Source organism: Tenacibaculum todarodis (genome assembly GCF_001889045.1).
Taxonomy (GTDB): domain Bacteria; phylum Bacteroidota; class Bacteroidia; order Flavobacteriales; family Flavobacteriaceae; genus Polaribacter; species Polaribacter todarodis.
Window position 1 is genome coordinate 2748536 of sequence record NZ_CP018155.1, and the last position, 16533, is coordinate 2765068.

A 16533-nucleotide genomic window follows, 5' to 3' on the forward strand; every position below is an offset into this window, starting at 1 on the left:
GCTGTTATTAACATTGCTGTTATTTGCTACAGTTTTGGTGGAAAGTATTGGTACATATCTTTCTTATATTAAAAAACCTAGTTATAAATACCATTATGTTTATGTTTTAGTAGAACTATTGATAATATCTTTTATGTATTTTAAACTAATGAAAAATAAAAAGTGGAGAGTATTATTTATAGGGTTAACGGTTTCTTTTTTGCTTTTTTGGATTTCAGTTTATTTTAATAGTAAGTTATTTCATTATTTAATAATTTTTGAAGGAGTAATAATTAGCCTATATGTTTTTCTTTATTTAAAAGAATTGCTATTATCTAATAAAATATTAAACTATAAAAAACTATTACCCTTTTGGATTTCTGTAGGTTTTTCGGTTTTTTATTTATCATCAATTCCATTTTTTGCTTTTTTAAAATATATGAAGGGTAGAGAATTATTTTATATTGTAAGTATCTTAATTATTCTAATGAATCTTTTTATTGTAACTGGGTTAATTTGGAGTAAAAAAGAAGTCAATATTATTAAATAATAATTTATTGGTTATGTTGTTATAGTGACAAGTAAAAGGTAGGTTATCTAAAGTAATTTTTAATTTCATGGATGTTCAGGATTTAGGGTTAGCATCTCAGGTGATAGTAGCTGTTTTAAGTGTTTTTTGTGTAAGAAAACACACATCATCTTTTTATTTGTTTTTTTGTTTTTATTTAATCGTTGTTCTTATTACAGAGTTTTATGGAGCGCATAATACTATTAATTATAATAAGGGTTTGCCAGTCTTTAATCACTTGCCACTTGCGGCTTTTTTGCAATTTAACTTAATAGCATTAATGTATGTTCAGCTTATAAAAGATAAAAAATGGATTAAAATAATTTTAATTTTAAGTGTCTTACTTAGTGTTTTTTGTTTCTACACCTATTTTAAATATAAACTATTTACTTATTTGTTAATATTTGGTTGTTTAAATACAAGTTTATTTTCTTTTTTATATCTTAGAGAGCTACTTATCTCTGATAAAATTTTAAATTATAAAAAGCATTTACCTTTTTGGATTTCTGTAGGTTTTTTGGTTTTTTATTTATCATCTATCCCTTTTTTTTTAAAGATGCCTTTTATGCAGGGTAGAGGTTTGTTTTTTTTGATTGAATTATTAATAATAGTAATGAATTTATTTATAATATATGGATTGTTATGCAGCAGGAAGGAAGTGAAATATTAGTTATTACAACTTTTGTAATAGTATTAATTGTGGTGTTTCTTATCATATTATTTACTGTTTTTCAACGCCGTAAAAATAAACTGTTACAAGAAAAAGAAGATGAGAAAAAAAGGTTTGAACGAGAAATTGGAGAAACTCAAATAGAAATTAGAGAGCAAACATTAAGAAACATAAGTTGGGAATTACATGATAATATTGGGCAACTATTAACTTTAGCTAAGATACAGTTGCAAAATGCCACAGAGGAAAGTATTCCGGAAATTTCAGTTACTATAACAAAAAGCTTAACAGAATTAAGAATATTATCAAAGCTTATAAACCCAGAGTTTATAAAAAATATTGAATTAAAAGATGCAATACAATTAGAAGTTGATCGATTTAATAGACTTAATTTTCTCGAATCCAAACTAATTGTAAAAGGAGAAAATATAAAAATAGATGAAAGAGCGGGAATTATAATATTTAGAATGCTTCAAGAGTTTTTTTCTAATACCGTAAAGCATTCTAAGGCAACTAGGTTAGATGTTGAGTTAAGTTATATGAAAACCAAATTAAAGATTAAAGCTGAAGACAATGGAATTGGCTTCGATATTAAAAAAATTAAGGACAATGGTATAGGATTAACTAATATAAAAAAAAGAGCAGAGATCATTGGTGCAGATGCAAATTTAACATCAATTCCAGATAAAGGTACCTATTTAATTATAAATCATTATTTTTAACAAAAAAAATATAAAATAGGCATCCCTTAAATAAAACACCCTTACAACCAAACTGTATAACCAAAAACTACTAAAATGAAATACTCAGTTGTTGTTGTAGATGATCATACTTTATTGTCCCAGGCAATAGAAGGTATGGTTAATACTTTTGATAAATTCAAAGTATTATACACATGTAAAAACGGAAAAGAATTAGCAGACAAATTTTCTGCTTCACCTAAAAACATTCCAGACATAGTACTGGTAGATGTTAATATGCCAGTAATGAACGGCATTGAAACTACTGAATTGATTGTTGAAAAGTATTCAAGCGTTCATGTAATGGCATTATCCGTAGAAGATGCAGACGGAACAATCTTAAAGATGTTAAAGGCAGGTGCCGCAGGTTATTTACTTAAAGATACTAAAAAACAAGTATTAGAAACCGCATTATTAGAAATGATGGATAACGGTTTTTATCACACTAAAGATGTTACTAACTTGTTAATTGATTCAGTTTCCGGTAGAGGGAATAATGGTCATAAATTTAAAGATAACGAGTTGACATTTATGAAGCTAGCTTGTACGGAGTTAACGTATAAAGAAATTGCTGATAAAATGTTTCTAAGTCCAAAAACTATAGATGGTTATAGAGACTGTCTATTTACTAAACTAAATGTGCGTAACCGGGTTGGTTTGGTAATGTATGCAGTAAGAAATAAAATTTATACTCCATAAGTTTAGTTTTTAATAGTTAATAAGTAGTATTAGTACTAGTTTGTTAAGTAATTAGTATTTTTGCAGCATGGAAGAAACTAATAGACAACGAAAAATTGCTGGTGTACTACAAAAAGACTTGGTAGATGTACTGCAAAAAGCAGCGCAAGAAGGTATGCAAGGTGTTATTATTTCTGTATCTAAAGTACATGTTACTTCAGATTTAGGAATAGCTAAAGTGTATCTAAGTGTTTTTCCTTCAAAAAATAGAGAAGATATTATTGCTGGTGTAAAATCAAATACACCATTAATTCGTCACGAATTAGCGCAACGTACAAGACATCAATTACGCAGAATGCCAGAGTTGTTGTTTTTTGGAGACGATACTTTAGATTATATTGAAGAGATTGATAAATCCTTAAAAGGAGGAGATGTAGATCCTATTAAAAATCCAGACGTACTTCCACGAAGAAAAAAGAAATAACATTAAGTTTCCGCATTACATAGCTAAAAGGTATTTATTCGCTAAAAGCGGAAATAATGCAATTAATATAATTACCATAATTGCAACCTTTGGTGTAATTGTAGGTTCTTTAGCCTTGTTTATAATATTATCTGGTTTTTCTGGATTAAGAACTTTTAGTTACTCGCTTTTAGATGCATCTGATCCTGATTTAAAAATAACATCAGTAAAAGGTAAAACTTTTCTACTTACAGATGATGTTCAGCAAATTCTTCTTAATAATACAGAAATTACTTCATTTAGTAAAGTAGTAGAAGAGCGTGTTTTTCTACAATATAACAACAAACAACAAATTGCTTACATAAAAGGAGTTGATGATAAGTACAATGAAGTTGTAGCAATAGATTCTGTTTTAAATGTAGGTACTTGGTTAGATTCTGAATTTCAAAATACTGCTGTAATTGGAAACGGAATTTCTTATAAATTATCTCTCGGAATACTCAATTTTGGTGAACCTTTAACTATTTCTGTGCCGAAGCCTGGAAAAGGATTTATAAATCCGGCAACAGCATTTAGAAGTGTTAAGACACAAATTATTGGTGTTTATGGAGGTTCTGAAGAATTTCAGAATAAGTATGTTTTTACTGAAATTAACACTGCACAAGAGTTATTGCGTTATCAAGAAAATCAACTTACAGGAATAGAAATAAAACTGAATAACGCTTTGCTTTCTGAGGATATTCAAGAAGAATTACAATCAAAATTAGGTGATTCTTTAAAAGTAGAAACAAGAGAGCAGTTAAATGAGTTATATTATAAAGTAATAAATTCTGAGAATTTTATTTCCTATCTAATATTTACTTTAATTGTAATAATTGCACTTTTTAATGTAATTGGTGCAGTAATTATGATGATTATTGATAAAAGAAAAAATCTAAAAACCTTAGCTAATTTAGGAGCATCTGTAAAAGAAATAAAGCAAATATTTGTAACACAAGGTTTTTTACTCACGCTTTTCGGAATGGCAATTGGTTTGTTTATTGGAGTAGTTTTAGTTTTATTACAAAAACAGTTTGGCTTTTTTATGATAACTCAAAATTTACCATATCCAGTGGAATTTAAATGGTTTAATCTATTTGTAGTTATTGCAACAATTTCCGTACTTGGTTTTATTGCGGCTAAAGTTGCGAGTTCAAGAATTTCAAAAGATTTTATAGAAAAATAATTACCCAATTTCAGGTATAATCATATTTCCAAATTTACGTTCAACTTCATCAAAAGCAGTAAAAACATCTTTTGGGTCATCAGAAGTTACCATTTTCATTCTGTATTCTTTAAAATGCGGAATTCCTTTAAAATAGTTTGTATAATGTCTTCTGGTTTCAAAAACACCTAAAACAGGACCTTTCCAATCAATTGCCATTTGTAAATGTCTACGCGCCATTTCTACACGTTGTGCAATTGTTGGTTTTGCTAAATATTCGCCAGTTTTAAAATAGTGTTTTACTTCGTTAAAAAACCAAGGATAACCTATGGAAGCTCTACCAATCATACAGCCGTCTAATCCGTATTTATCTCGCATTTCCATTGCTTTTTCAGGAGAAGTAACATCACCGTTTCCAAAAACAGGAATGTGCATTCTTTGGTTATTTTTTACGGCAGCAATAGGTTTCCAATCGGCATCACCTTTATACATTTGTGCACGCGTTCTTCCATGGATCGAAATTGCTGCGCAACCAACATCTTGTAAACGTTCTGCAACTTCAACTATTCTTATAGAATCGTGATCCCAACCTAAACGAGTTTTTACAGTTACAGGTAAATTGGTGTGTTTTACCATTGCTTCTGTAAGAGAAACCATTAAATCGATGTCTTTTAAAATTCCAGCTCCAGCTCCTTTAGAGACAACTTTTTTTACTGGACAACCAAAATTTATGTCAATAATATCTGGATTTGATTTCTCAACAATCTCCACAGTTTTTAACATAGAATCTAAATTGGCTCCAAAAATCTGAATTCCAACCGGACGTTCTTTTTCATAAATATCCAATTTCATAACACTTTTTGCAGCGTCACGTATTAATCCTTCCGAAGAAATAAATTCAGTGTAAACCACATCTGCTCCATTTTCTTTGCACAAAGCTCTAAACGGAGGATCTGAAACATCTTCCATTGGCGCTAATAATAGCGGAAAATCTGGAAGTTCTATGTTACCAATTTTTACCATGTTGCAAAGTTACTTTTTATTTTTTTATTGAGTAAATTTTTAATTGTACAACACGTTTAAAAAAGTATCTTTGTGCATAATAAGAAGTTAGAATTACGACGAATGAAGAATATTAGAAATTTTTGCATCATTGCGCATATTGATCACGGTAAAAGTACGTTGGCAGATAGATTGTTAGATTATACGAACACTGTAACTGAGCGCGAAAAGAAAGCACAGTTATTAGATAGTATGGATTTGGAGCGAGAACGTGGTATTACCATAAAATCGCATGCCATTCAAATGGATTTTGTACACAAAGGAGAGCAATATATTTTAAATTTAATTGACACTCCAGGTCACGTAGATTTCTCTTACGAAGTTTCTCGTTCTATTGCTGCTTGTGAAGGTGCATTGTTAATTGTAGATGCTGCGCAAAGTATCCAAGCACAAACAATTTCTAACCTATACTTAGCGTTAGAGAACGATTTAGAAATTATTCCGGTATTAAATAAAGTCGATTTACCTTCTGCAAATCCAGAAGAAGTAACCGATGATATTGTAGATTTATTAGGTTGCGATCCAGAAGAGGTAATTCACGCAAGTGGAAAAACTGGTTTTGGAGTAGATAATATTTTAGAAGCAATTATAGATAGAATTCCAGCTCCAAAAGGAGACCCAGAAGCGCCATTACAAGCCTTAATTTTCGATTCTGTTTACAATTCTTATAGAGGAATTGAAACGTATTTCCGTGTTTTAAACGGAGAAATTAAAAAAGGACAAGAAATTAAGTTCATGGCAACCGGAAAAAACTATTTTGCTGATGAGGTTGGTACTTTAAAGTTAGAGCAAGTTGTCAAAAAATCTGTAAAAACAGGTGATGTTGGATATTTAATTACAGGAATTAAAACTGCAAAAGAAGTAAAAGTAGGAGATACAATTACAGATGCACATAAACCAACAACAGAAACTATTGATGGTTTTGAAGACGTAAAACCAATGGTTTTTGCAGGAATTTATCCTGTAGATACAGAAGATTATGAAGAATTGCGTTATTCTATGGAAAAACTGCAATTAAACGACGCTTCTTTGGTGTTTGCGCCAGAAAGTTCTGCCGCTTTAGGTTTTGGTTTCCGTTGTGGATTCTTAGGAATGTTACACATGGAAATTATTCAAGAACGTTTAGAGCGCGAGTTTAATATGACGGTAATTACAACCGTACCAAACGTATCGTACCACGCATATTCAAAGAAAAATCCAGAAGAAATAATCCTGTTAAATAACCCAACAGATTTACCAGATCCTTCTAGATTAGATAGAGTAGAAGAGCCATTTATTAAGGCGTCAATTATAACAAAATCCGATTTTGTTGGGCAGGTAATGAGCTTGTGTATAGAAAAACGTGGACAAATTGTAAATCAGACGTATTTAACAACCCAAAGAGTTGAGTTAATTTTCGAAATGCCATTAGCAGAAATTGTATTCGATTTTTATGATCGTTTAAAAACCGTTTCAAAAGGATACGCATCTTTCGATTATCATCCAATTGGCATGAAAGAATCGAAATTAGTCAGAGTAGATATTCTTTTAAACGCACAACCAGTAGATGCACTTTCGGCGCTTTTACACGCAGACAATGCCTATACAATTGGTAAAAAAATAGTAGAGAAATTAAAAACATTAATACCAAGACAACAGTTTGATATTCCTATTCAGGCAGCAATTGGAGCAAAAATTATTGCTCGTGAAACCACAAAAGCATTGCGTAAAGATGTAACTGCAAAATGTTATGGAGGAGATATTTCGCGTAAGCGTAAACTGTTAGAAAAGCAGAAAAAAGGTAAGAAAAGAATGCGTCAAGTTGGTAATGTAGAAATTCCGCAAGAAGCATTTATGGCTGTTTTAAAGCTGAATGATTAGATATTTTGAATCTAAGTTCTTAAAAACAAGAGTTAATAATCTAAAGTACGTAAATGAAAAAATCACACTATCAAATTATAGGCATATTTATAATTATGATACTTACTTATTTCGTAAAAAATATTGATTACAAAGGTTTTTGGATACCATTTATTGTTGGATTTTTTTTTATAATTGGTCTTCTGTTTATTATCGGAACTTTTCCTAGAAAAAAACAAAACGATAGTTAATCTTTTTGCTATTATTGCTCAGGCAGAAATCAATATAGAATTAAGAATCGCAAACCTTTTTAAGAAATTAAGAAGGTTTTTTATTGGAAGCTATTTCCTGCTTTCCACTATATCTTTTTTAAGAAAAATAAAAAAGGATGTCGTTTCAATCAGGGCTAAGCCAGTTTGCAAACTAATTGTCATTCCTGCGAAGGCATGAATCTAAAGGAAGTGTTTTTTTGTGAGTTTTTTCAAAAAATAAGACCTTTCAGGTTTTAAAACTTGAAAGGTCAACTTATAAATAATTTTTCAATTGTTATATTTTCACATAAAAAAATGTTGCATTAGCTTTAATCTCTGCTCGCCATTAATTTTAAAATCCAATACGCTAACATAGCTAAAGAGCCTAGAGCAGCTACTAAATAAGTTCTTGCGGCCCATTTTAAAGCATCTTTAGAACCCGCTAATTCTTCACGAGTAACAATATGTTTATTCTCTAGCCAAGCCAAAGCTCTGTTACTTGCATCATATTCTACAGGTAATGTTATAAAACTGAATAATGTTGCCATTCCCATTAAAACAACACCGGCAGCTAAAACCCAATATCCCATATTAGATGCTGCGCCTAAAACCAAACCGCCCATAATTAAATATTGAGAAAATTTAGAAGAAACATTTACCATTGGCACTAAATTAGAACGCATTGTTAACCATTTATACGCTTGTGCATGTTGTATTGCGTGCCCAACTTCATGAGCAGAAACCGCAGCAGCAGATGCGTTTCTTTGATTGTAAACACCTTCGCTTAAATTAACCGTTTTATCTCTTGGGTTGTAATGGTCCGTTAACATTCCTGGAGTAGAAATCACTTTAACATCTGTAATTCCATGATCAGCTAACATTTTTTTAGCAATTTCAGCACCGCTCATTCCGTTTCTTAAATGAACTTGCGAGTATTTTTTAAATTTCCTCTTTAGCGTATTGCTTACCAAAGAACTTAATAAGGTGATAACTCCAATTATTGCATAATATTCTAATCCCATTTATATATAAATTTTATTTTTTCAAGTACATTGTTTTTTCATCCGAAAAAAAAGAACACTTACTTAAAGGTTGTTTTATTTTTGTTTGATAAATTTACAACATAAATTATTCCGTTTTTTATTTTATTTAGAAAAAATGACAATATGACAAAAAAATCAACCATTTTATTGGTGTATACTGGAGGTACAATTGGTATGATGAAAGACTATAAAACCAATGCTTTAAAAGCATTTGATTTTAGTCAGATAGTAGAAAAGATTCCTGAACTACAGCAATTAAACTGTAAAATTGAAGTAATTTCATTTGAAGAGCCAATAGATTCTTCAGATATGAATACAAAGTATTACATCAAAATTGCCGAAATTATAGAAGAAAACTATCAAAAATTCGATGGTTTTGTAGTTCTTACAGGTTCGGATACCATGTCTTATACGTCTTCAGCAATTAGCTTTTTACTAGAAAATTTGCAAAAACCTGTAATTTTTACAGGTTCTCAATTACCAATTGGAGATTTAAGAACAGATGCAAAAGAAAATTTAATAACCTCAATAGAAATAGCTTCAGCAAGAAAAAATGGTTTACCTATTATTTCCGAAGTGTGTCTTTATTTTGAATATAAATTATATAGAGCAAATAGAACTACAAAAATAAATGCAGAACAGTTTGAGGCGTTTGCATCCATGAATTACCCACCTTTAGCAGAAAGCGGAGTGCATCTTCAGTTTAATGAACATTTATTAGAACAACCTAAAAACGTAGACAAAGAATTAATAGTTAGAAAAAAATTAGATTATAATATTGTAATACTTAAATTATTCCCTGGAATTACACTTAATGTAGTCCAAAGTATTGTGGCAATCCCAAATTTAAAAGGAATAGTTTTAGAAACGTATGGCTCAGGAAACGCACCAACAGAAAAACAATTTATAAACATTCTTGATGCAGCCATAAAAAAAGGAATTAGAATTGTAAATGTTACACAATGCGCAGGAGGTAGTGTTATTTTAGGACATTATGAAACAAGTGTTAAATTAAAGGAGATAGGTTTAGTAGATGGTAAGGACATTACAACAGAAACTGCAATTGCCAAAATGATGTATTTATTAGGTGAAAATTTAAGTACAGAAGAATTTAAACACTATTTTGAACTGCCTTTGCGTGGAGAAATTGATTAAAAAGAGTTTTAAGCTATTAATAAATTAATAAATACTTCTTGCATAACTTGCTGAATAAGTAGCGAAAAGCCTTAAATTTTAGCATTTATATGTAAATACCTTTCATTTTTTTTTAATGTCCCAACATTTTTTTGTTACTTGGCAGTCTCAATTCAGAAAATGTTTAAAAAAAATAATTTTGAAGAATTGAAAGTAAAACAATATCTTTAACCCGTTAACTATTAAAAATTAATTATACAAAAGATGAAAAAAGTAGTAAATATCCTTACAGTAACAGGATTTATGTTTTTTGGAGCAGTCTCAGCACAAGCTCAAGAAGCGGCAGCAGCAGCAGAATCAGAAACATTTCACCAAATTTTAAAGCGTTACTTTATTGAAGGTGGTCCTGGTTTTATGGGAATTGTATTAGTAGCCTTAATTTTAGGTTTAGCAATTGCTATTGAAAGAATTATTTATTTAAACATGGCAACAACTAATACTAAGAAATTAGTAGCAAGTGTAGATGATGCCTTAAGTTCAGGTGGTGTAGAAGCTGCAAAAGAGGTTTGTAGAAATACAAAAGGACCCGTTGCATCTATCTTTTACCAAGGTTTAGAGAGATCTAGCGAAGGTTTAGACGCTGCTGAAAAAGCTGTAGTATCTTACGGTGGTGTACAAATGGGATTATTAGAGAAAAATATCTCTTGGTTATCTTTATTCATTGCCTTAGCACCAATGCTTGGTTTTATGGGTACTGTAATTGGTATGATTGGAGCCTTTGATGCAATTGCTGTAGCAAATGATATTTCTCCAGCCGTAGTAGCAGGTGGTATTAAAGTAGCACTTTTAACAACGGTATTTGGTCTTGTAGTAGCAATTATCTTACAGATTTTTTATAATTACATTATTTCTAAAATGGATGCAATTACAAATAACATGGAAGATGCATCTATTTCTTTAATAGATTTATTAGCAAAATATAAAAAATAAAACTTATGAATAACAAAATAATAACAATAATAGTAGCTGTACTATCTATTATCGGTATAGCGTTATTTGTAATGACACTAGGTGTTGATGTAGAAGATGCAGAAGCTATTTCTGGAGTTGTATCTCCATTGGTAACTTATTCTTTGATCCTATTAGGTATATCTGCAGCAGTAGCCTTTTTAGGTTCTGTGTTTAGTCTACTTAAAAACCCAGCAGCTTTAAAAAAGGCCGGTTTAGGTTTAGTAGCTTTAGTTGTGGTATTTGGAATAGCATACATGTTAGCAAATAGCGATCAGGTAATTGATGCTAAAGATGAAATAATAGCAGCAGCAGGAAGCCAAGTTTCAAAATTAACTAGTACTGGAATTTTATTCAGTGGAGTTTTAATGCTTGTAGCAGGTGCTTTCTTTATCATAGATTTAGTAAAAGGATTAATAAAATCATAATTTAAGATGGCAAGAAGAGAAAACCCAGAAATTAATGCAGGTTCTATGGCAGATATTGCTTTCTTGCTACTTATCTTTTTCCTTGTAACAACAACTATGGATGTAGATTCAGGTATATCTAAAAGATTAGCTGAAAAACCACCAAAGAATTACGAGCCACCAAAAATTAAGCAAAAGAATATCTTTGAAATCAGTATTAACCGTAATAACCAACTATTTGTAGATGGTCAAGTTATGGAGATGAAAGATTTAAGAGAAGCTGCTTTAAATTTTATTGATAACGGTGGAGGACTAGGAAATGCAAAAGAAGGAGAAGAAGCTAAACCTTGTGATTATTGTCAAGGAGCTAAAGATCCAGAATCTTCAGATCACCCAAACAAAGCAATTATTGCGGTAGAGAGTGATCGTGCAACGGAATACGGTACATATATAGTTGTACAAAATGAATTATTAAGTGCTTACTCTGAGTTAAGAGATAGATTATCTCAAAAGAAGTACAATATGACATATCCGGAACTAGAAGAGGCTTTTAAAGCATCTGGTCGTAAAGATGAAAGCTTAAGAAAGAAAGTAGAGTTTATTAAAAATAGTTATCCGCAAATTATTACGGATATTGAACCTACAGACGTTAATTAATTAAAAAGTATACATTTCATGGCTAAATTTGGAAAAAAGAAAAAAGGATTGCCACCAGTTTCAACGGCATCTTTACCAGATATTGTTTTTATGTTATTATTCTTCTTTATGGTTACAACAACCATGAGAGAAACTGACTTAAAAATTGATAGTCCTCGTCTACCTAGTGCTTCTGAAGTTAAAAAATTAGAGCATAAAAGTTTGGTAACTACAATTTATGTAGGTAAAGCCAAAGAAACAGGGAAGTATGGTACAGGTTTTAATAGAATCCAATTAAATGATAAGATTGGAACTCCAGACCAAATTCCTGCATTTATTGAAAATGCAAGAAGTAAGGTTTCTGAGACTGAAGTTCCATTTATGACAACTTCAATTAAAGCTGATAAAGAATCTAATGTTGGTACATTAGCTGACATAAGATTAAAGTTAAGAGATGTAAATGCTCTTAAATTATCTTTATCTACTCAAAAAGGAGATGCAATAAAGAAATAAATAATTTATATTATTTTATATAAAGCCTTCAAATTTATTTGAAGGCTTTTTTATGTTTATTAAATAAAGTACCTTTATAAAGATGAAAAATTTATTCTTACTCTTTTTTATATTCTTTTCTACTCTTTCTTTTTCACAAGAAGAAGATTTTCAAACTAATGATTCTTTAAAAGTTGATACAAAATATTTAGAAGATCAGTTATATCTTACTATAACTTATAACACTTTAAGTAATCAGCCAAACATGGTAACTGATAGTGGTTTTTCTTATGGTATATCTGCCGGTTTTATTAAAGACTTACCACTAAATACTAAAAGAAATTTTGCTTTCGGAATTGGCTTAGGTTATGGTTTTGATTCTTTTAATCATGGATTAAAAGTGATGGAAAATAATAATCAAACATCTTTTGAAATTGACAATACTTTAATGTCAAACAAATTTGTAGTGCATAATATTGAATTGCCATTGGAATTAAGATGGAGAAATTCTACACCAACTAAGTATGCTTTCTGGCGTATTTATGCCGGCGTTAAATTAACGTATAACTTCTCTAACAATTTCACCTATGTAAGTAATAATGATTCGTTTGAATTTAATAATATTTCTAGCTTTAAAAAATTTCAAACTGGCTTAATGCTATCTGCAGGTTATGACGCTTTTAATCTTCATTTTTATTATGGATTAACACCATTATTTAAAGATTCTTTTATTGGTAACGACAGTATTGATACTAAAATATTGAAGTTTGGATTAACTTTCTATATTTTATAATATAATAGTAATTAAGAATGGAGCTATTACTCCAAGTGTAAAGCCAAGATATACTTCAGTTGATGTATGTGCTTTTAAGTGCAATCTAGAGCTTCCTAGTAGTCCAGAAAGTATAATTATTACTATAATTATTGCAGTGAAATTTGTTGAGTACAAAGTACTCATCAATAAAAAGAATCCCAAAGCAATTCCCATTGATATTAAATGCAAACTTGTTTTAAGTTTAAAGAGAAATAAAATGTAAATAAGCATTAATCCTAATGAAGTTGCATAAAACAAAATTCCAATATCTCTTATTTGTGCAATATTATAAAGAGAATTCCCTAGTAAATAAAAAAGAACTATCATAAAAGCTAGCGGTAACTTCCTTTCTTTAATAGTGCTAACTTGGTAAGATTCAATCTTATTTAATGCTTTAAGAATGATTAAAATAACTAGTGGAACAAAGTAAGTTGCCACAAAAATTAGACCTAAAATGGCTAGTTTTTGTGATTTTACAAACAATGTTGGAACTGTAAGAAAATAGAGAATAACACCAATTGTAGGTACTACAATTGGATGTAGTAAAACTGATATTAATTTATGAAAACGCATTAAATTTCTTTTCTAAGTCTTGCAACGGGAATATCTAATTGCTCACGATATTTGGCAACAGTCCTTCTAGCGATTGGGTAGCCTTTTTCTTTGAGTAATTTAGATAATTTTTCATCTGTAAAAGGCTTGCGTTTATCTTCTTCAGAAACAACAGTCTCTAAAATTTTCTTTATTTCTCTTGTAGATACATCTTCCCCTTGGTCATTTTTCATCGATTCTGAGAAGAATTCTTTAATCAATTTTGTTCCGTAAGGCGTAGATACATACTTACTGTTTGCTACACGAGAAACTGTAGAAACATCCATGTTAATTTTATCTGCAATATCTTTTAAGATCATTGGTTTTAACTTGCGCTCATCACCAGTTAAAAAATAATCGTATTGATGGTGCATTATGCAGTTCATAGTAACTAAAAGTGTTTGTTGACGTTGTTTAATAGCGTCAATAAACCATTTTGCAGCATCTAATTTTTGCTTGATAAAAAATACCGCATCTTTTTGAGATTTACTTTTCTCTTTTGACTCTTGATATCCTTTTAACATGTTGTTATATTCACGAGAAACATGTAATTCTGGAGCGTTTCTAGAATTTAAAGTTAGCTCTAATTGTCCGTCAACAATTCTCATTGAATAATCTGGAACTATTTGCTCTGCAATCTTATTATTACCTGCGTAAGAACTTCCTGGTTTTGGATTTAATTTCCCTATTTCTGTGATAGTATCTTTCAATTCTTCTTCAGAAATATTAAATTTTTCTTGTAGTTTTTTATAATGTTTCTTTACAAAATGATCAAACGCGTTTTCAAGAATGTCAATAGCTAAATCTCTATATTTTGTAGCAGATTTAGCTTTTAATTGAATAATTAAACATTCTTTTAAATCTCTTGCGCCAACTCCAATTGGATCTAATCTTTGTACAACATTACACATTACTTTTTCCACTTTATCTTCTTCAGTGAAGATGTTTTGGGTAAAAGCTAGATCATCTACTAAATCAATAATTTCTCTACGTATATAACCGCTATCATCAATACTACCAACTAAAAACTCTGCAATTGCACGTTCTTCTTCATCAATCATGAAGGTGTTTAATTGATTTAATAAAGATTGATGAAAAGTAGTTCCAGCTGCATAAGGAACGTTTTTTTCTTCATCATCTGCGGAATAATTATTCGCTTGTGTTTTATAACTTGGATATTCATCATCGCTAAGATATTCATCAATGTTTATATCTTCAGCTTCTATTTTTTCATTTCCAGTATCGTCAAATTCTTGATCTGCTAATGTGTCTTCAAAGTTTTCTGGCTCTTCTTTACCTGTATCTAACGCAGGATTCTCTTCAATTTCTTGTTTTAAACGCTCTTCAAAAGCCTGTGTAGGTAATTGAATTAGCTTCATCAACTGAATTTGTTGTGGAGATAATTTTTGTAAGAGTTTATAATGTAAACTTTGTTTTAGCATAGGTTTGAATATACGAAAAGTATTTTAGAATTCTGCGTTTTGTGGTGTTCTTGGAAACGGAATTACGTCTCTAATATTACCCATTCCTGTTGTAAACTGAACTAAACGCTCAAAACCAAGACCAAAACCAGAGTGAACTGCTGTACCAAATTTACGTAAATCTAAATACCACCATAATTCTTTCTCGTCAATGTCTAATGCTTTCATTTTTTCAATTAAAACATCATATCGTTCCTCACGTTGCGCGCCACCAACTATTTCTCCAATTCCAGGGAAAAGAACATCCATTGCTCGTACAGTTTTTCCATCGTCATTTAAACGCATGTAAAATGCCTTAATGTTTGCAGGGTAATCAAATAATATTACCGGACATTTAAAGTGTTTTTCAACTAAAAAACGTTCGTGTTCCGATTGTAAATCTGCTCCCCATTCATTAATAGGAAACTGAAATTTCTTCTTTTTATTTGGTTTACTGTTGCGTAAAATATCAATAGCTTCTGTGTAAGAAACACGTTTAAAATCGTTTTCTGTAACAAACTTTAATTTATCAATTAAACCTAATTCGCTTCGTTGTAATTGTGGTTTTCCTTTTTCTTCTTGAGCAAAACGTTGATCTAAAAATTCTAAATCGTCTTTACAGTTTTCTAAAACATAGTTAATAACCGATTTAATAAAGTCTTCAGATAAATCCATGTTACCTTCTAAATCCATAAAGGCAACTTCAGGTTCAATCATCCAAAATTCAGATAAATGGCGAGTTGTGTTCGAGTTCTCAGCTCTAAAAGTTGGTCCAAAAGTATACACTTTACCTAAAGCCATTGCATAAGTTTCTGCTTCTAATTGACCAGAAACGGTAAGGTTTGTTTCTTTTCCGAAGAAATCTTGTTTAAAATCTACATTTCCATCTTCATTTTTCGGAGCCTTGTTAGCTTCAAAATTAGTGACCTTAAACATTTCACCAGCACCTTCAGCATCGGAACCTGTTATAATTGGCGTGTTAACGTAGTTGAAACCATTCTCTTGAAAATATTTATGTACAGCGAAAGACAGTTTAGAACGCACTCTCATCACTGCAGAAAATGTATTTGTTCTAACGCGTAAATGTGCGTTTTCTCTTAAAAATTCAAAACTGTGTTTTTTAGGTTGAATTGGATATTCATCTGGATTAGAATCTCCTAAGATTTCTAATTCGTCAACTTGAATTTCAGAATTTTGTCCTTTTCCTTGGCTTTCTACCAAAGTACCAACAATACTTACACAAGCACCTGTAGTAATTCTTTTTAGAATTTCTTCAGCTGTGTTTTCAAAATCGATTACACATTGTATATTTTTTATGGTAGAACCGTCATTTAAAGCAATAAAACGATTGCTTCTAAAAGTTCTTACCCAACCTTTAACGGTTACTTTTTGATCAAATTCTTTAGTTGTTACTAAATTTAATACGCTACTTCTTTGCATCTTACATAAATTGAAAAGCAAAGATACTTTTTTGCGTTAAATTTAGCAATGATA

General features: G+C 30.4%; 18 protein-coding genes. 13 read left to right on the forward strand and 5 right to left on the reverse strand.

What is annotated here, in order from left to right; all coding sequences use genetic code 11:
* Positions 1–148 precede the first annotated feature (148 nt).
* From LPB136_RS14045 to LPB136_RS12620, 6 genes are all read left to right on the forward strand, one after another.
* A complete protein-coding gene (locus tag LPB136_RS14045; protein WP_158009641.1) occupies positions 149–529 on the forward strand; it encodes a hypothetical protein in 381 nt (126 codons plus the stop codon).
* Positions 530–596: 67 nt separating this feature from the next.
* Entirely contained in the window at positions 597–1217 is a 621-nt protein-coding gene (locus tag LPB136_RS12600) for a hypothetical protein (protein ID WP_072556671.1), read from the forward strand.
* A complete protein-coding gene (locus LPB136_RS12605) occupies positions 1190–1939 on the forward strand; it encodes a sensor histidine kinase (protein ID WP_072556672.1) in 750 nt (249 codons plus the stop codon). Before LPB136_RS12600 ends, LPB136_RS12605 begins: the two co-directional genes overlap by 28 nt.
* 75 nt (positions 1940–2014) lie before the next feature.
* Positions 2015–2656, forward strand: coding sequence for a response regulator transcription factor (locus tag LPB136_RS12610; protein WP_072556673.1), 642 nt, complete (start codon positions 2015–2017; stop codon positions 2654–2656).
* Between the two features lie 67 nt (positions 2657–2723).
* A complete protein-coding gene (rbfA, locus tag LPB136_RS12615; protein WP_072556674.1) occupies positions 2724–3119 on the forward strand; it encodes a 30S ribosome-binding factor RbfA in 396 nt (131 codons plus the stop codon).
* Positions 3120–3180: 61 nt separating this feature from the next.
* Positions 3181–4323: an ABC transporter permease gene (locus LPB136_RS12620; RefSeq protein ID WP_418361249.1), complete on the forward strand. Its 1143-nt coding sequence runs from the start codon at positions 3181–3183 to the stop codon at positions 4321–4323.
* Here LPB136_RS12620 and dusB read toward each other — a convergent pair whose 3' ends face one another.
* Positions 4324–5325, reverse strand: a complete 1002-nt coding sequence (gene dusB, locus LPB136_RS12625) for a tRNA dihydrouridine synthase DusB (RefSeq protein WP_072556676.1) — start codon at positions 5323–5325, stop codon at positions 4324–4326.
* A 102-nt stretch (positions 5326–5427) separates the two neighbouring features.
* On the opposite strand from dusB, the gene lepA reads away from it, so the two are divergent.
* On the forward strand, positions 5428–7224 hold the full coding sequence (lepA, locus tag LPB136_RS12630; protein WP_072556677.1) for a translation elongation factor 4: 1797 nt from the start codon (positions 5428–5430) through the stop codon (positions 7222–7224).
* 559 nt (positions 7225–7783) lie between these two features.
* Here lepA and LPB136_RS12635 read toward each other — a convergent pair.
* Positions 7784–8476 (reverse strand): zinc metallopeptidase, encoded by a 693-nt coding sequence (locus LPB136_RS12635; RefSeq protein WP_072556678.1) that lies wholly within the window; start codon positions 8474–8476, stop codon positions 7784–7786.
* Between the two features lie 144 nt (positions 8477–8620).
* On the opposite strand from LPB136_RS12635, the gene LPB136_RS12640 reads away from it, so the two are divergent.
* The 6 genes from LPB136_RS12640 to LPB136_RS12665 all read left to right on the forward strand — a co-directional run bounded on the left by LPB136_RS12640 (position 8621) and on the right by LPB136_RS12665 (position 12967).
* A complete protein-coding gene (locus LPB136_RS12640; protein ID WP_072556679.1) occupies positions 8621–9652 on the forward strand; it encodes an asparaginase in 1032 nt (343 codons plus the stop codon).
* Between the two features lie 243 nt (positions 9653–9895).
* Positions 9896–10621: a MotA/TolQ/ExbB proton channel family protein gene (locus tag LPB136_RS12645; protein ID WP_072556680.1), complete on the forward strand. Its 726-nt coding sequence runs from the start codon at positions 9896–9898 to the stop codon at positions 10619–10621.
* 5 nt (positions 10622–10626) lie between these two features.
* Entirely contained in the window at positions 10627–11067 is a 441-nt protein-coding gene (locus LPB136_RS12650) for a hypothetical protein (protein WP_072556681.1), read from the forward strand.
* A gap of 6 nt (positions 11068–11073) precedes the next feature.
* The gene (locus LPB136_RS12655; RefSeq protein ID WP_072556682.1) at positions 11074–11703 is read left to right on the forward strand and encodes an ExbD/TolR family protein; all 630 of its coding nucleotides are present in this window, start codon (positions 11074–11076) and stop codon (positions 11701–11703) included.
* Positions 11704–11721: 18 nt separating this feature from the next.
* Positions 11722–12195 carry an ExbD/TolR family protein gene (locus LPB136_RS12660; RefSeq protein ID WP_072556683.1) on the forward strand — a complete coding sequence of 158 codons (474 nt, stop codon included), beginning with the start codon at positions 11722–11724 and terminating at the stop codon, positions 12193–12195.
* 82 nt (positions 12196–12277) lie between these two features.
* Positions 12278–12967, forward strand: a complete 690-nt coding sequence (locus LPB136_RS12665; protein WP_072556684.1) for a porin family protein — start codon at positions 12278–12280, stop codon at positions 12965–12967.
* Here the strand turns inward: LPB136_RS12665 and LPB136_RS12670 are convergent.
* Genes LPB136_RS12670 through asnS form a run of 3 tightly spaced genes read right to left on the reverse strand, consistent with a single transcriptional unit; the run spans position 12962 to position 16479 of the window.
* A complete protein-coding gene (locus LPB136_RS12670; protein ID WP_072556685.1) occupies positions 12962–13561 on the reverse strand; it encodes a hypothetical protein in 600 nt (199 codons plus the stop codon). The two genes, LPB136_RS12665 and LPB136_RS12670, sit on opposite strands and share 6 nt — an antisense overlap.
* A complete protein-coding gene (gene rpoN, locus LPB136_RS12675) occupies positions 13561–15021 on the reverse strand; it encodes an RNA polymerase factor sigma-54 (protein ID WP_072556686.1) in 1461 nt (486 codons plus the stop codon). The genes LPB136_RS12670 and rpoN overlap by 1 nt, the downstream gene beginning before the upstream one ends.
* 24 nt (positions 15022–15045) lie before the next feature.
* Positions 15046–16479, reverse strand: a complete 1434-nt coding sequence (gene asnS / locus LPB136_RS12680) for an asparagine--tRNA ligase (RefSeq protein ID WP_072556687.1) — start codon at positions 16477–16479, stop codon at positions 15046–15048.
* Between the last annotated feature and the right edge of the window lie 54 nt (positions 16480–16533).

Excerpts from the sequence above, each read along its gene's own strand:
- LPB136_RS12640 (WP_072556679.1), top strand. The coding sequence starts at position 8,621 with ATGACAAAAAAATCAACCATTTTATTGGTGTATACTGGAGGTACAATT.
- LPB136_RS12600 (WP_072556671.1), top strand. The coding sequence starts at position 597 with ATGGATGTTCAGGATTTAGGGTTAGCATCTCAGGTGATAGTAGCTGTT.
- LPB136_RS12655 (WP_072556682.1), top strand. The coding sequence starts at position 11,074 with ATGGCAAGAAGAGAAAACCCAGAAATTAATGCAGGTTCTATGGCAGAT.
- rpoN (WP_072556686.1), bottom strand. The coding sequence starts at position 15,021 with ATGCTAAAACAAAGTTTACATTATAAACTCTTACAAAAATTATCTCCA.
- LPB136_RS12605 (WP_072556672.1), top strand. The coding sequence starts at position 1,190 with ATGCAGCAGGAAGGAAGTGAAATATTAGTTATTACAACTTTTGTAATA.
- LPB136_RS12645 (WP_072556680.1), top strand. The coding sequence starts at position 9,896 with ATGAAAAAAGTAGTAAATATCCTTACAGTAACAGGATTTATGTTTTTT.
- dusB (WP_072556676.1), bottom strand. The coding sequence starts at position 5,325 with ATGGTAAAAATTGGTAACATAGAACTTCCAGATTTTCCGCTATTATTA.
- LPB136_RS12670 (WP_072556685.1), bottom strand. The coding sequence starts at position 13,561 with ATGCGTTTTCATAAATTAATATCAGTTTTACTACATCCAATTGTAGTA.
- LPB136_RS12650 (WP_072556681.1), top strand. The coding sequence starts at position 10,627 with ATGAATAACAAAATAATAACAATAATAGTAGCTGTACTATCTATTATC.
- LPB136_RS12665 (WP_072556684.1), top strand. The coding sequence starts at position 12,278 with ATGAAAAATTTATTCTTACTCTTTTTTATATTCTTTTCTACTCTTTCT.
- LPB136_RS14045 (WP_158009641.1), top strand. The coding sequence starts at position 149 with ATGAAAAATAAAAAGTGGAGAGTATTATTTATAGGGTTAACGGTTTCT.
- lepA (WP_072556677.1), top strand. The coding sequence starts at position 5,428 with ATGAAGAATATTAGAAATTTTTGCATCATTGCGCATATTGATCACGGT.
- LPB136_RS12660 (WP_072556683.1), top strand. The coding sequence starts at position 11,722 with ATGGCTAAATTTGGAAAAAAGAAAAAAGGATTGCCACCAGTTTCAACG.
- rbfA (WP_072556674.1), top strand. The coding sequence starts at position 2,724 with ATGGAAGAAACTAATAGACAACGAAAAATTGCTGGTGTACTACAAAAA.
- LPB136_RS12635 (WP_072556678.1), bottom strand. The coding sequence starts at position 8,476 with ATGGGATTAGAATATTATGCAATAATTGGAGTTATCACCTTATTAAGT.
- asnS (WP_072556687.1), bottom strand. The coding sequence starts at position 16,479 with ATGCAAAGAAGTAGCGTATTAAATTTAGTAACAACTAAAGAATTTGAT.
- LPB136_RS12610 (WP_072556673.1), top strand. The coding sequence starts at position 2,015 with ATGAAATACTCAGTTGTTGTTGTAGATGATCATACTTTATTGTCCCAG.